This window comes from Pseudomonas sp. FME51 (genome assembly GCF_014897305.1).
Genome location: NZ_JABUYN010000003.1, coordinates 79,507 through 94,969 on the forward strand (window position 1 = coordinate 79,507; position 15,463 = coordinate 94,969).

Here is a 15,463-nt window from a genome sequence, read left to right on the forward strand (position 1 = left end):
CTTCAGAATGCGTCATTCATTCTAGCCCAGCCAAACCAACCCACACCGGGCTGGCTACCCTGCACACAGGTCATCGATCCGCTGCGGCATTATCACTTGGCGAGCACACTCAAGACACCGCCCGGTGGGAAAATTCCGGGCAGTACTGTTCAGTCACGCTGCAACCACGCAACAAACCGGTGTCGCCAGCCGGATTTCTGCTGCTCCTCTGGCGTTGGCCAGTCCAGCTTCTTGCTTTCGCAGTGGACTATGCCATTGGTGCCCAGCCGCAAGCGCCAACGCTGGGCGGTTGAGTGTTGCTGGCCCGGCTCGGAGAACACCAGCAGCAGGTTGTAGTCATGCTGCTTTTCGATGGCGTGGCCTTCCACTGCGGAAAAAGGCGCACCGTCGCCGGCAAGCGTAAACAAGCGGTTGCGTGTAGGTTCTATCAATTCGCACAATTGCTCGCAGTCCAGATTCACTCGCTCTTGAATCTCATTCTGCTCCAGTGCCGCCTTGTCCAGCAGCAGGTGGGTGCGATAGCAGATGATGTGCCGCTCTTCATTGGCCCATTTGCCGGAGCGCTCCAGCACATCGCGGGGCAGGTCAGCCAACTTGTAGTAATCCAGCCAGATCAGTTGCTGCGCCATCAGCTGCTTGGTGTAGGGCATCAGCAGACGGCTCTTCCAGCGCGCCCTGCCCTTGCGTAACCAGCGAGTGACCAGGGTGATCAGATCATCACGCAGCAGATCGCGGACGCCATAGACCATAGCAATCCCCAGCAACAGGGTGATGGACAGCTGACTGGCGCTACGGGCGTTGAACAAGACGTAGGTAAACAGCCCCATGATCAAGGTGGTGGTCGCGGCCTTGACCAGCTTGCGAGTGCCCGAGCCCAGCTCAGTGAGCTTCGAGCGCAGCAGCACAGGGTATTCCAGCAGCCGGTGATACAGGCTCATGCGGTTCCATATCCGGGTCGGCTTGCCGTGGAAGTCGGCCAGGTATTCGCGCTCCTTGCGGATCCGGTATTCCTCGAGCAGAAACTCTTCGATCGTCTCACGCAACTCCGCATCCAGCTCTGAATAGCCCTCCAAGGTCATGCATTCCAACAGGAACTGCTCGGCATACCAGGAGAAGTAGATATCCATTTGCCGGAAATAACGCTGCTGACTGCTCGGCTCCGGCACCGTTCGGCGCAGGCGCTGGGCATAGGTCTCACTCAGGCGCAAGGCCCGCGTGATGGGCTCGGCGGTGGCAACACCGGTGCTCTGCAGCTGCTGGCGCAGTCGATCCATGGAGGCCTTGTAGCGGAACAACCATGAGCCGTAGGTGATTTCGTAATGGGGCGACAACAGCGCGAAGGAACTGTCTTCCTTGCTGGCCCGCTCCTGGGCTGGCAGGCCCAGCAGACCAAAGCGGTGCAACATGGAGGTGAGGTAGAACTGCTGCTCGGACATTGTCCAGGCAGCAAAATTGCTCTCGTGGGGAGTGAACAGATACAGTTCGACCTTGTAGCGACCCGGCTTCTTGAGTGTGCGGGTCAACTGCAGACGGTAATCACCCTTGCGTTTCAGCGAGAACACGATCACTCCCTTACTGTTTTGATGGCCGGCCGTGGGATCAACTGCAAAACTGCACTGGCAGGAAGCACGGCCGCTTCAATCCTAGCATGACCGCGCCAGCACGGCGTGGAAGACAACGGCGTTGCATTGCCACTGCAGCGTCGAGCTACGCTAATATGAACTGCGCTGCACAACCCTCTGTTGCACAGGAAGTCATGGTGACCAATACCAACTCATATCTGCCGTCTGACACGCCTTTTTCGCTCGCCCCTGCGCCTGTATCCAGAGGCAGACCATGAAGTTTTTCAAGGACCTGTCCCTCTCCTCCTTCAGCGCCGGCTTTGTCGCGGTATTGGTAGGCTTCACCAGTTCCGCCGCCCTGGTGTTTCAGGCTGCCCGCGATCTGGGCGCCACACCGGCACAGATCGGCTCATGGATGTTGGCGCTCTGTCTGGGTATCGGTCTGTCCGGTATCTATCTTTCCTGGCGCTTCAAGGCGCCGGTAGTTACCGCCTGGTCAACGCCTGGTGCTGCGGTATTGGTGACTGCTGCCTCCAGCGCCAACCTGCATGAAGCCACCGGTGCGTTCATTGTGTGCGGCTTGTTGATGGCACTTTGCGGCTTCTTCGGCTGGTTCGAACGTATCATGCAGCGTATTCCACCGGCGATTGCAGCAGGCATGCTGGCCGGTGTGCTGTTGCGCTTCGGCATGGAGGCCTTTGCCGCGCTGGAAACTGCCTTTGGCCTGGTCTTCTCGATGCTGCTCACCTACCTGCTGGCTCGGCGGTTGATTCCGCGCTATGCCGTGATGGCGCCTCTGGTGGTCGGTGTTGCAGTGGCTGCACTGGGTAACATGCTGGACTTCAGTGCCCTGAACTTCACTGTCACCAGGCTCCAATGGGTCACGCCGACCTTCAGCATGCAGGCCATGATGGGCGTGGCCTTGCCGTTGTTCGCGGTATGCGTGGCGTCACAGAACCTGCCTGGACTGGCAGTGCTGCGGGCCGCTGGCTACCAGACACCGGCTTCGCCGCTGATCGGCTGGACCGGGCTGGCGACCTTGTTGCTGGCACCATTCGGCGCCTTTGGCGTTAACCTCGCTGCCATTACCGCCGCTATCTGCACCGGCCCCGAGGCGCATGACGACCCCGCCAAACGTTACACCGCTGCGATTGTGTCCGGTCTTTTCTATCTGGTTGCAGGGATTTTCGGCGCCAGTATTGGTGCGCTGTTTCTGGCTTTCCCCAAAGAGCTGGTTCTGGCCATCGCTGGGTTTGCCTTGATCAATACCATCGGCAGCGGGCTCGTCAGCGCGTTGCAGGAAGAGCGGCATCGCGAAGCCGCGCTGGTGACCTTTCTGGTCACGGCCTCCGGCGTATCCCTGCTGGGAATAGCCTCGGCGTTCTGGGGGATGGTAGCGGGCGCTGGCGCTCTGCTTATCCTGCAAACGCCAGGCCTGCAGAGTCTGCTCAAACGCGAAGGAAAGACGGAGTCAGTCCAGGCCCAATCGACAGAGAAGGACTGAGATTCTGAAAAAGCCGAAAGACGCCCATTAAAAAACCCCGCCGAGGCGGGGCTTCGCAAAATAACGTCCTGATCATCATCCTTAACGAGGGCACTTCCTGTAGCTTGTTCCCTGCTCCCTATTGGTATTTCTTCGCTTCCTGCGGTGCATCCTTGCGAAACCAATAGTACGTAGATGGTAGGGGTAGGCCCATAGGCTATTACCACCACGCCTTGTAGGCCTTCTCCTACATATCAATAAAGTGTCTCAGAACTGAGTCGCATCCAACTCAAACAACGACTCACTACCCGCCCGCACCGCCGCACTCAGCGACTGGACTCTTGGCAGCAATCGTTTGAAATAGAAGCGCGCAGTGGCCAGCTTAGCCTGGTAGAAACCATCCCCGTCCTGCTCCACAGCCAGCGCGGTCTTGGCCATGCGTGCCCACATATAGGCATAGGCGGTATAACCGAAGGTGTGCAGATATTCCACCGACGCAGCGCCGACTTCGTTGGGGTTGGTCTTGCTGCTTTCGATGACCTGAGCAGTCAGTTGTTTGAGGTTTTCCAGTGCAGTCTGCAGCGGCTGAACAAACTCGCCCATGTCAGCTGCGCCATTGTCAGTAATGAAACCGTCAACTTCATCAGCGAAGACCTTGAAGAACGCCCCGCCATTGGCGACGGTCTTGCGCCCCATCAGATCCAGCGCCTGAATGCCGTTGGTGCCTTCGTAGATCTGCGCGATGCGCACATCCCGCACCAGCTGCTCCTGACCCCACTCGCGAATATAGCCATGCCCGCCGAGAACCTGCTGGCCATGCACACAGTTTTCAAAGCCCACGTCGGTGAAGAAGGCCTTGGCCACCGGTGTCAGCAGCGCAACCAGATCTTCACCCTTCTTCTTGATCTGCTCATCTTCAGCAAACTTGCTGATATCCAGCTGCATGCCGACGTAGGTCGAGAACGCGCGGCTGCCTTCGGTCATGGCTTTCATGGTCAGCAGCATGCGACGCACGTCAGGGTGCACTATGATCGGGTCAGCAGCCTTTTCGGGCTGTATCGCGCCGGTCGGCGCACGGCTCTGGATACGTTCACGCGCATAGGCAACAGCGGTCTGGTAGGAGGCTTCGCCACAACCAATGCCCTGGATGCCGATGGACAGTCGCTCGTAGTTCATCATGGTGAACATGGCGTTCAGGCCCTTGTTCACTTCGCCGATCAGATAGCCTTTGGCACCGTCGAAGTTCATCACACAGGTGGCCGAGCCCTTGATGCCCATCTTGTGTTCGATCGAGCCACAGCTCAGGGTGTTGCGCTCGCCCAGACTGCCGTCTTCGTTGACCAGGAACTTGGGCACCAGGAACAGGGAAATACCCTTCGGGCCAGCCGGTGCGTCGGGCAGCTTGGCCAGTACCAGGTGAATGATGTTGTCGGTCAGGTCATGCTCGCCGCCGGTGATGAAGATTTTGGTACCGGTAACGGCATAACTGCCATCGGCTTCGGGCACGGCCCTGGTGCGAATGATGCCCAGGTCGGTGCCGGCATGCGGCTCGGTCAGACACATGGTGCCTGACCAAGTGCCGGCGTACATGTTCGGCAGATATTTCTGCTTGAGCTCTTCGCTGCCGTGGGCGTCCAGCGCCAGGGTGCTGCCGGCGGTCAGGGCGATATAGAGTGCGAAACTGCTGTTGGCGCCGTAGATCATTTCCTCGACCTGTACGCCGAGGGTCTTGGGCATGCCCAGCCCGCCGTATTCGGCATTGCCTGCCAACCCTACCCAGCCGCCTTCGGCATAAGTGCGATAGGCTTCCTTGAAGCCTGCCGGGGTGGTGACTTCGCCGTTATTCCACACTGCGCCTTCTTCGTCACCGTTGCGATTCAGGGGGGCGATGGTCTGAGAGGTGATCTTGGCGGCTTCCTCCAGCATGGCATCAGCGGTTTCAGCATCGATTGCGCCATTCAGGCCAGGCAGGCTCTGCCACAGCCGATCGGCTTCAAAGGTTTCATTGAGAACGAAACGGATGTCACGCAGGGGGGCTTGGTACTCGGCCATGGGAACTCCTCAGTCAATATGCCCGCTCGAACGGGTCGATTGGCCGATTGTAGACCGAGAACTTTTTAAACGATAGCGTCTTGTTGTGACTTTTACTTATACTTTGGTCACTACTTTGGACCGCGTTACTAAACTTTGATAATACCGGCTTGATGTTGTGATCGTAGTGTTGGATTGAGCAGGCTGGTAGGGCTGTCACGACACGCCGTAAATACATCCCTGTAGGCTCGCGGTCGCCATCCATGGCGACCGACGGTCGTGTCAGCCCTACCAGCCTGCTCCCTCATGCACATTTGTGTTGCTGCGGGCTTAAAACCACTCCGAGAGCGCCGCGCGCTCAATAACAACAAAAAGACCAGCAGCGGCAACTACAGTCCGCAGATGGCGTTGGCCGGCAGGGTTGGCACGACCGTTTGATGCCATGGATGGCATCAATGAGCTTACAGGGATGTACTTGCAGCGTGTCGTGACAGCCCTGCCGGCCAACGCCATCAGACATCGAACCAGCAGCACCCCATGCGCAGACTCAGAACTGATCCGCACCCATCTGCATCAGCGTATCGGCACCCGCTTCCAATGCCTCGACATGCGCTTGGGCCCGCGGAAGAAGTCGCTTGAAGTAGAACTCCTGGGTGGCCAACTTGGCCTGATAGAAAGCAGCTTCGGAACTGTCGGCGTCCAGTTTCTGCTGAGCGACCACCGCCATCTTCAACCAGAAGAAGGCATGGATGACGTAGCCGGAGAACATCAGGAAGTCCGTGGCTGCGGCGCCGACTTCTTCCTTGTTCTGCATGGATTTGACGGCGACCTTCTGAGTCAGCTCGCCCCACTGGGCATTCAGCGCGGTGAGCTTGTTGAAGTACTCGCCCAACTGCGCATGACCTTCGTTGGCCTGGCAGAACAGGTGCACTTCCTTGGAGAAGGCGCGCAGCAGTTTGCCCTGGCTCATCAATACCTTGCGGCCAAGCAGGTCCAGCGCCTGGATGCCGTTGGTGCCTTCGTAGATGGGTGCGATCCGGCAGTCACGAACCTGCTGCTCCTGACCCCACTCGCGGATGTAGCCGTGGCCACCGAACACCTGCATGCCCAGCAGAGTCACTTCCAGGCCGGTCTCGGTCATGAACGCCTTGCAGATCGGCGTCAGGAAGGCCAGTTGGTCTTCGGCGTTGGCACGAACGGCTTCGTCCTGTGAATAGTGCGCATTATCCAGCAGCTGCGCGGTGTAGTAGGCCAGCGCGCGGTTGCCTTCGTTGAAAGCTTTCATGGTCAGCAGCATGCGGCGCACGTCGGGATGCACGATGATCGGGTCAGCGGCCTTCTCCGGTTCGGCCGGGCCGGACAGCGAGCGCATCTGCAGACGGTCCTTGGCGTAGGCAACGGCGTTCTGATAGGACACTTCGCCGTGACACAGGCCCTGCATACCGGTACCCAGACGGGCGCCGTTCATCATGGTGAACATGCAGTTGAGGCCCTTGTTGACTTCACCGATCAGAAAGCCGGTGGCGCCGTCGAAGTTCATCACGCAGGTGGCCGAGGCCTTGATGCCCATCTTATGTTCAATGGAGCCGCAGGCCACGCCGTTGCGCTCGCCCTTCTCGCCGGTGGCGTCGGGCAGGAACTTGGGCACGATGAACAGCGAGATGCCCTTGGTGCCGGCGGGTGCATCGGGGAGTTTGGCCAACACCAGGTGGACGATGTTCTCGGCCATGTCGTGCTCGCCGGAGGAGATGAAGATCTTGGTGCCGGTAACCGCATAGCTACCATCGGCCTGGGGCACGGCGCGGGTCTTGATCAGGCCCAGGTCGGTACCGCAGTGGGGCTCGGTCAGACACATGGTACCGGTCCAGTGGCCGGGTACCAGTTTGTTCAGATACAGCTCTTTCTGCTCCTGGCTACCATGGGCGCGGATCGCCGAGGCGCAGCCGTGGGTCAGGCCGGGGTACATGTTCCAAGCGTAGTTGGCGGCGGCGGTCATTTCGTTGACCACCAGACCCAGAGAGGCCGGCAGGCCCTGGCCGCCGAACTCGACCGGGCCGCTCATCGCTGCCCAGCCGTTGTCCACGTATTGCTGATAGGCTTCCTTGAAACCCTTGGGCGTGGTGACCACACCGTTGTCGAAATGGCAGCCTTCCTCATCACCGGTGCGATTCAGCGGGGCGAGCACTTCGCTGGCGAACTTGGCGCTTTCCTCAAGGACGGCATCCACCAGATCGGGCGTTGCGTCGGTCAGGCCATGGGTCTCATAACCGGTAGCAAAATCGAACACTTCATCCATGACAAAGCGCATGTCGCGCAACGGGGCTGTGTAACTGGGCATCGGATTCTCCAGAGATGACGCAGGAAATGCGCTGATCATTATTCATACAGTCGTTTGACATTAATGTCCCGCTGACCGAGCGGTCAACGGATATGACCGACCATTACATAGCTTGATACGCGGGCATAAGGCAGGCAGCATAAAGCTCCCGCATCCTGTTATCGGCGCCCCCATGACTTCTCTGGCTGACCTGCAATTCGACAACCGCTTCGCCCGACTCGGCGATACCTTCTCCAGCAAGGTCGTTCCTGAGCCGCTGAGCAATCCACAACTGGTGGTAAGCAGTGAGGATGCCATGGCCTTGCTGGATCTGGATCCTGCAGAGGCGCAATCCGAGATATTCACCGAGCTGTTTTCCGGCATGAAGATATGGAGCGAAGCCGAACCACGGGCGATGGTGTATTCCGGCCATCAGTTCGGCGCCTACAATCCGCAACTGGGCGATGGGCGCGGGCTATTGCTGGGTGAAGTGATCAATTCAACCGGCGAGTACTGGGATCTGCATCTCAAGGGCGCCGGCAGCACGCCCTATTCGCGGATGGGCGACGGGCGCGCAGTGCTGCGCTCATCAATCCGTGAATTCCTCGCCTCCGAGGCACTGCAGGCACTGGGCATCCCCACCAGCCGCGCATTATGTGTGACCGTCGGCGACAACCCGGTGTACCGTGAGCGCCAGGAGCGCGGCGCCATGCTGCTGCGCATGGCGCCCTCGCATATCCGCTTCGGCCATTTCGAGTTCTTCTATTACACCAAGCAGCATGACGCCCTGCGCGAGCTGGTCGACTTCACCCTGCAGAGCTGTTATCCCGCCTCACAACAGGCAGACGAGCCCGTACTGGACATGTACCGGCAGGTGTTGCGTCGCACAGTGGACATGATTGCTCGCTGGCAGGCCTATGGGTTCTGCCATGGCGTGATGAATACCGACAACATGTCGATTCTTGGTATTACCTTCGATTTCGGCCCCTACGCCTTTCTCGATGATTACGACGCCGGTCATATCTGCAACCACTCTGATCATGAGGGTCGTTACGCTTTTAACCGCCAGCCGGCCATTGGGCATTGGAACCTGGCCTGCCTGGCCCAGGCCTTGACCCCCTTTGTTGAAGTCGATCAATTGAAGGCCGAACTGGCCACGGTGATGCCGCTCCACCAAGCTGAATATATGCGCCTGATGCGCGCCCGCCTGGGCTGGGCGGGCGAGCAACCAGGTGATGAAGAACTGTTGCAGCGTCTGCTGCAACAGATGCAGGACAGCGCCAGCGATTATCACATCACCCTGCGTTTACTGGCTGAGGATGATTCGACGGCGCGTGATCAGTTCATCGATCGTGCGACCTTTGATGCCTGGTTGCAGCAACATCAGGCCCGCCAGGCAGCAGACCCAGGCGCACTGGCGGGCCGGTTGACTTGCAATCCGGTTTACATATTGCGCAACTATCTGGCCCAGCAGGCCATTACCGCCGCCGAGGAAAATGACTTCAGCGAAGTGCAGCAATTGCACCAGATCCTGCGCCAGCCCTTCACTCGCCAACCTGGACGGGAAGCCTATGCGGCACCACCGCCGGATTGGGGGCGCCGACTGGAGATCAGCTGTTCTTCGTGAGAGCCCTACGTCCCGCGGGCGCCTGTCGCCCTGGGTTGGGCCTTCCCACAGTATCAGGTTAATCGGAGCTTCCCCCACGACCGCCCACCCTTATTCCTATAATGCATAAGAAAATCATTATATTGTCTTGGACAGACTAAGCACCGCCCATTAGGGTTAGCCCTTCTTTCTGGTTCCTGACGCGGAACCGATACCTCATACGAGATTCAGTTGCCGATGAACTGGGACACCCTGCCCATGCTTGGCGTGGCCGCCCTGTTGGGTTGGGTCATGTACGCCTTCGTGCGTGAGAAATTCAGCCCCGATGTGGTGGTCGGTATTGCCGTCGCCATTCTCCTGGCCACCACCCTGCTGACGCCTGCCGATGTTCTCGGCGTCCTGTCCAATAGCGCCCCAGTCACCATCGCCTGCATGTTCGTGCTGTCTGCCGCACTCGAACGCACCGGCTGCGTGGACAAACTGGGTAGCGTGCTGGCCCGTATCGGTGGCACCAGCCCGACACGCATGCTGTTCGCCCTGCTGGTCACCGCCATGCTGTTGTCGACCTTCATCAACAACACGCCAGTGGTCGCCATTCTGACTCCGGTGGCGGTCACTCTCGCCGCCCGGGTCGGAAGCAAGGCATCGAAAATACTGATTCCACTGTCCTATGCCACCATTCTCGGCGGCACCATGACCATGATCGGGACCTCGACCAACATTCTCGTCGATGGCGTGGCCCGACAGGAGGGTTTGGCGCCGTTCGGCATGTTCGAGATCACCCTGGCAGGTGCGATCATGTCAGCCATCGGCCTGGCCTTCATCATGTTGTTCGGTAACCGTCTGCTGCCAGACCGCGACAGTCTGTCAGAACGCCTGCGTCCAGCTCGCAACCGCACCTTCATGACTGAACTGCTGGTGCCCCAGGACTCTCCGGTGATCAACCAGACCATTGCCGAGGCCCAGCTCAATGGCGACAGCGGCATACAGGTCTTGAAGCTGTTTCGCGGTGACGACGAGCTGACCACCCCGCTCAACACCACCATGCTGACTGCTGGCGACCGCTTGATACTTCATGCCAATGTCCGCGACTTCGTCGAGCTGCGGCAGAATGGCGTGCTGGAGTTCAACCGCGACCAGAGTTTCGAGACCATCTCCACCCGCGACGTGGTACTGGCCGAGGCCGTGGTGGCGCGCAGCTCACGCTATATCAACCGCCCCATGCGCGACCTCAACCTGACCGCCCGCTACGGTATTCACGTCTTGGCCGTGCACCGCCAGGATGAGCATATTCAGGACAACCTGGATGACTTCGAGCTGCAGTTCGGCGATGTCATGCTGGTCGAAGGCTCGCCGGCGCAGATCCGTAAATTCGCCGATAACGGCGATCTGATCAGCCTGAATACCGTGCAGGAGCGAGCCTATCGCCGCAACAAGGCACCGATTGCCATTGTCGCCGTGCTGTCTGTGATGTTGCTGGCGGCACTGGGAGTAATGCCGATCGAAGGGCTGGCGATCATCGCTGCCGCCGTAGTGGTTGCCACCGGCTGCCTGGAAGTCGAGGATGCCTACAAGGCCATCGACTGGAAGATTCTCGCGCTGATCTTCGGCATGCTGGCGATCAGTATCGCCATGAACAAGGTCGGCCTGGTGGACAGCATAGTCGGTCAGGTGATGACGCTGTCGCCCCTGCTCGGGCCGCTGTTCATGCTGTCATTCATCTATCTGCTGACCTCGGTTCTCACCGAAATCGTCAGCAACAACGCGGTGGGGGTGTTGCTGACACCGATTGCCATCGGCGTAGCTCATCAGTTGGGTGCTGATCCGCGCCCTTTCGTGGTTGCGGTGATGTTCGCTGCCAGCGCCAGCTTCGCCACCCCGATTGGCTATCAGACCAACACATTCGTCTACAGCGCCGGCGGTTACCGGTTCATGGACTTCGTGCGGATCGGCCTGCCACTGAACCTGATCATGTGGGCTGCGGCGACGCTGGTCATTCCGCTGATCTGGCCGCTGTTTCCGGTCTGATATAGAAACAATAAAGGCGGCCGGAGCCGCCTTTATCATATACGCAGTAACCTATTTCGACGCTTCGAGCGCCTGCGCCAGATCCGCGAGAATATCGTCGATATGTTCGATACCGATCGACAGCCGAATCAAATCTCGCGGTACGCCAGCCTTTTCCAGTTCATCATCATCCAGCTGACGATGCGTGGTCGAGGCCGGGTGACAGGCCAGTGACTTGGCGTCACCGATGTTCACCAGCCGCAGCACCAGCTCCAGCGCATCAATGAAGCGTGCACCTGCTTCCTGCCCCCCCTTGATACCGAACGACAGGATCGCCGCCGGTGTGCCACCCATATAGCGCTGGGCCAGTTCGTATTCGGGGTTATCCTTCAAGCCGGCAAACTTCACCCAGGCCACCTGCGGATGCTGCTGCAGGTACTCGGCCACCTTCTGCGCGTTCTCGCAATGACGCTCCATGCGCAGACTCAGGGTTTCCAGCCCCTGCAGGATCAGGAAGGTGTTGAACGGTGACAGCGCCGCGCCCATGTTGCGCAGCGGTACTACCCGGCAGCGGCCGATAAAGGCCGCCGGGCCGAAAGCCTCGGTATAGACCACACCGTGGTAGGACGGGTCAGGTGTATTCAGCAGCGGGAAACGATCCTTGTTATCCGCCCAGGGAAACTTGCCGGAATCCACCACCATGCCGCCCAGACTGTTGCCGTGGCCACCGATATATTTGGTCAACGCATGCACGACGATATCCGCGCCGTGCTCAAAGGGCCGGCACAGCACCGGCGTTGCCACCGTGTTATCGACGATCAACGGCACACCATGACGATGCGCTGCATCGGCCAGCGCTTGCAGATCGACGATGTTACCCGCGGGGTTGCCGATCGACTCGCAGAATACCGCCTTGGTATTCTCATCGATCAGCGCTTCCATGGCAGCAATGTCATTATGCGGTGCAAACCGCACCTCAATCCCCTGGCGTGGCAGCGTGTGGGCGAACAGATTATAAGTGCCGCCATACAATTTGGCGGTGGAAACAATGTTGTCGCCCACCTCGGCAAGGGTCTGGATCGCATACGTGATCGCCGCCATACCGGAAGCTACCGCCAATGCACCTACCCCACCCTCCAGTGCCGCCACCCGCTCTTCCAACACCGCATTGGTCGGGTTGGTAATCCGCGTGTAGATATTGCCAGGCACCTTCAGGTCGAACAGATCAGCACCGTGCTGCGTGCTATCGAACGCATAGGAGGTGGTCTGGTAGATCGGCACCGCGACTGATTTGGTCGTCGGATCGGGGCTGTAGCCAGCGTGTATTGCCAGGGTTTCAAGTTTCATTATTGTTCTCCCTTGTAAAAAGTCAGCTATCAGCCCTGGGCGACAACTGCATTCGGATCATGGTATTTGGCCGAAAACTCATGCACCGCCTCAATGAACACACCGGCATGGACCGGGTCCACTTCCGGCGTTATGCCGTGGCCGAGGTTGAACACGTGGCCGGGGCCCTTGCCGTAGCTGGCCAGAATGCGCTCCACTTCGTTGCGGATGGCTTGTGGATTGGCATACAGCACAGTCGGGTCCATATTGCCCTGCAGCGCCACCTTGGAGCCAACCCGCGAACGGGCCACGCCGATGTCCATGGTCCAGTCCAGTCCGACACCGTCAGCGCCGCAATCAGCAATGCTTTCCAGCCACAGACCACCGTTCTTGGTGAATACGATTACCGGTACGCGGCGGCCATCATGCTCGCGGATCAAACCACTGATGATCTTGCGCATATAGGCCAGCGAGAAGGTCTGGTAGGCATCGGCAGACAGGTTGCCGCCCCAGGTATCAAAGATCTGCACCGCTTGGGCACCGGACTTGATCTGCTCGTTCAAATAGGAGGTAACCGACTGGGCCAGCTTGTCCAGCAGCAGGTGGACCGCTTCAGGCTGGTCATACATCAGCGCCTTGATCTTGCGGAAGTCCTTGGAAGAACCGCCTTCAACCATGTAGGTCGCCAGGGTCCAGGGGCTACCGGAGAAACCGATCAGCGGCACCCGGCCATTCAGCTCACGGCGAATGGTGCTGACCGCATCCATGACGTAACCCAGATCCTTGCGCGCATCGGGAATCGGCAGGGCTTCGATGTCCGCCAGGGTATCGATGCGCTTGCGGAATTTCGGACCTTCACCGGTCTCGAAATGCAGGCCCAGGCCCATGGCATCGGGAATGGTGAGGATGTCGGAAAACAGGATGGCCGCATCCAGCGAGTAGCGCTCCAGCGGCTGCAGCGTTACTTCACAGGCCATTTCCGGATTCATGCACAGGCCCATGAAATCACCCGCGCGGGCGCGGGAAGCGCGGTACTCAGGCAGGTAGCGGCCAGCCTGGCGCATCATCCACACCGGGGTTACGTCGACAGGCTGACGCATCAGCGCACGCAGAAAACGGTCATTCTTCAATTCAGACATGAAATCAGCATCCAGTTACGTAAATGGAGTCCATTGTAACCGTTATCGCAGGGAAGATAAGGGGCGGTGCGGCAAAGGGGCGCGGGGGCTTCGTTTCGATGAGGTTATAAATATTGGATATTATATTGTGCAGGGACTGCGGTTACCGGTCGGACCTGCTCGACACGCCGTGAATACGTCCCTGTAGGCTCGCGGTTGCCATCCTTGGCAACCGACGGTCGAGCTGGCCCGACCGGTAACCGCTGCCGTCATCTCTGTGCGAGACGGAGGCCAAACACCCATAAAAATCAGAGGCTGTGAGACAACTCTCACCAATTTGGCTGAGCAGAACGTTAGGGTTTAATCCATCAGCGACTCAATGTCTCGCAGGGTTGATGGTCTGGCCTGGCTTCGCAGACCGTTTGATGCCAGGGATGGCATCAACGAGCCCCCAGGGATGGGTTCACGGCGTGTCTGCGAAGCCAGGCCAGACCGTCAACCCAGACACCACCCCCATCAAGTAACGCTAATGCAAACCGCAAACGCCCCCAACCGGCATCAAACCTCGAGATACTCCAAGATCCCTTCAGCCGCCTGGCGCCCTTCCCAGATGGCGGTGACCACCAGATCCGAGCCGCGCACCATATCGCCGCCGGCAAACACCTTCGGGTTGCTGGTCTGGAATTTGTATTGGGCCTGCTCGGGGGCGATGACTCGGCCCTGATCGTCGGTCTGCACCTGCACCTCGGCAAACCAGGGCGCCGGGCTGGGGCGGAAGCCGAAGGCGATGATGACCGCATCGGCCGGCAGGATCTGCTCGGAACCGGGAATGGGTTCCGGGCTGCGGCGACCGCGGTCATCCGGTGCGCCAAGGCGAGTTTCCACCACCTTCACGCCTTCGACCTGGCCATCACCGACGATGGCGATCGGCTGACGGTTGAACAGGAACTTCACGCCCTCATCCTTGGCGTTCTTCACTTCCTTGCGCGAGCCGGGCATGTTTTCCGCATCTCGCCGATAGGCGCAGGTGACCGAACTGGCGCCCTGGCGAATCGAGGTACGGTTGCAGTCCATCGCAGTGTCACCACCGCCAAGCACCACCACCCGCTTGCCCTGCATATCGACAAAATCGTCCGCCGACTTCTCGAAGCCCAGATTGCGATTGACGTTGGCGACCAGAAAATCCAGCGCATCATGCACGCCAGGCAGGTCTTCGCCCGGGAAGCCGCCCTTCATATAGGTGTAGGTGCCCATGCCCATGAATACCGCATCGTATTCATCCAGCAGCTGATCGATGGTCACGTCTTTGCCGACCTCGGTATTCAGACGGAACTCGATACCCATGTCGGTGAACACCTCGCGGCGGCGCGACATCACGGTTTTTTCCAGCTTGAACTCGGGGATACCGAAGGTCAGCAGGCCACCGATCTCCGGGTTGCGGTCGAACACCACCGGGCTGACCCCCGCCCGCGCCAGCACGTCCGCGCAGCCGAGACCCGCCGGGCCGGCACCGATGATCGCCACCCGTTTGCCCGTCGGCACCACCTGGGACAGGTCCGGGCGCCAACCCATGGCAAAAGCGGTATCGGTGATGTATTTCTCCACCGAGCCGATGGTCACCGCGCCGAAGTCATCGTTCAGCGTGCAGGCGCCCTCGCACAGTCGGTCCTGCGGACACACGCGGCCGCAGACTTCCGGCAGAGTATTGGTCTGGTGCGACAGTTCTGCCGCCTCGATGATGTTGCCCTCGGCGACCAGCTTCAGCCAGTTGGGAATGTAATTGTGCACCGGGCACTTCCATTCGCAATACGGGTTGCCGCATTCCAGGCAACGGTGCGACTGCTCGGCCGCTTCCTGGGGCTTGAAGGGCTCATTGATTTCGACGAAGCGCGTCTTGCGCTGACGCAGCGGGCGCTTCTTCGGGTCCTTGCGGCCCACCTCGACGAACTGGAAGTCGTTATTCAGACGGTCTGCCATTGTTGCACCTCGTTACTGCAGCGCCGGGTTGTTCAC

9 protein-coding genes are annotated in these 15,463 nt (G+C 59.4%); 3 read left to right on the top strand and 6 right to left on the bottom strand.

Annotation, left to right across the window (positions count from 1 at the left end; all coding sequences use genetic code 11):
• Positions 1–149: 149 nt before the first annotated feature.
• Positions 150–1,562, bottom strand: coding sequence for a hypothetical protein (locus INT39_RS06970; protein ID WP_193073179.1), 1,413 nt, complete (start codon positions 1,560–1,562; stop codon positions 150–152).
• A 274-nt stretch (positions 1,563–1,836) separates the two neighbouring features.
• Here INT39_RS06970 and INT39_RS06975 point away from each other — a divergent pair, with 274 nt between their 5' ends.
• The gene (locus INT39_RS06975) at positions 1,837–3,066 is read left to right on the top strand and encodes a benzoate/H(+) symporter BenE family transporter (RefSeq protein WP_193073182.1); all 1,230 of its coding nucleotides are present in this window, start codon (positions 1,837–1,839) and stop codon (positions 3,064–3,066) included.
• A 246-nt stretch (positions 3,067–3,312) separates the two neighbouring features.
• Here INT39_RS06975 and INT39_RS06980 read toward each other — a convergent pair whose 3' ends face one another.
• Together INT39_RS06980 and INT39_RS06985 are read right to left on the bottom strand one after the other, a co-directional pair.
• Positions 3,313–5,097, bottom strand: coding sequence for an acyl-CoA dehydrogenase C-terminal domain-containing protein (locus INT39_RS06980; RefSeq protein ID WP_193073184.1), 1,785 nt, complete (start codon positions 5,095–5,097; stop codon positions 3,313–3,315).
• Between the two features lie 526 nt (positions 5,098–5,623).
• A complete protein-coding gene (locus INT39_RS06985; protein ID WP_193073185.1) occupies positions 5,624–7,414 on the bottom strand; it encodes an acyl-CoA dehydrogenase C-terminal domain-containing protein in 1,791 nt (596 codons plus the stop codon).
• 172 nt (positions 7,415–7,586) lie between these two features.
• On the opposite strand from INT39_RS06985, the gene selO reads away from it, so the two are divergent.
• Both selO and INT39_RS06995 read left to right on the top strand, forming a co-directional pair.
• Positions 7,587–9,020: a protein adenylyltransferase SelO gene (selO, locus tag INT39_RS06990; RefSeq protein WP_193073188.1), complete on the top strand. Its 1,434-nt coding sequence runs from the start codon at positions 7,587–7,589 to the stop codon at positions 9,018–9,020.
• Between the two features lie 216 nt (positions 9,021–9,236).
• A complete protein-coding gene (locus INT39_RS06995; RefSeq protein WP_193073192.1) occupies positions 9,237–11,027 on the top strand; it encodes an SLC13 family permease in 1,791 nt (596 codons plus the stop codon).
• A gap of 51 nt (positions 11,028–11,078) precedes the next feature.
• On the opposite strand, the gene INT39_RS07000 is transcribed toward INT39_RS06995, so the two are convergent.
• The 3 genes from INT39_RS07000 to INT39_RS07010 all read right to left on the bottom strand — a co-directional run bounded on the left by INT39_RS07000 (position 11,079) and on the right by INT39_RS07010 (position 15,427).
• The gene (locus INT39_RS07000; protein WP_193073195.1) at positions 11,079–12,353 is read right to left on the bottom strand and encodes a bifunctional O-acetylhomoserine aminocarboxypropyltransferase/cysteine synthase; all 1,275 of its coding nucleotides are present in this window, start codon (positions 12,351–12,353) and stop codon (positions 11,079–11,081) included.
• Positions 12,354–12,382: 29 nt separating this feature from the next.
• Positions 12,383–13,471 carry a uroporphyrinogen decarboxylase gene (gene hemE, locus INT39_RS07005; RefSeq protein ID WP_193073198.1) on the bottom strand — a complete coding sequence of 363 codons (1,089 nt, stop codon included), beginning with the start codon at positions 13,469–13,471 and terminating at the stop codon, positions 12,383–12,385.
• 537 nt (positions 13,472–14,008) lie between these two features.
• Positions 14,009–15,427, bottom strand: a complete 1,419-nt coding sequence (locus tag INT39_RS07010) for an FAD-dependent oxidoreductase (protein WP_193073199.1) — start codon at positions 15,425–15,427, stop codon at positions 14,009–14,011.
• Positions 15,428–15,463 lie beyond the last annotated feature (36 nt).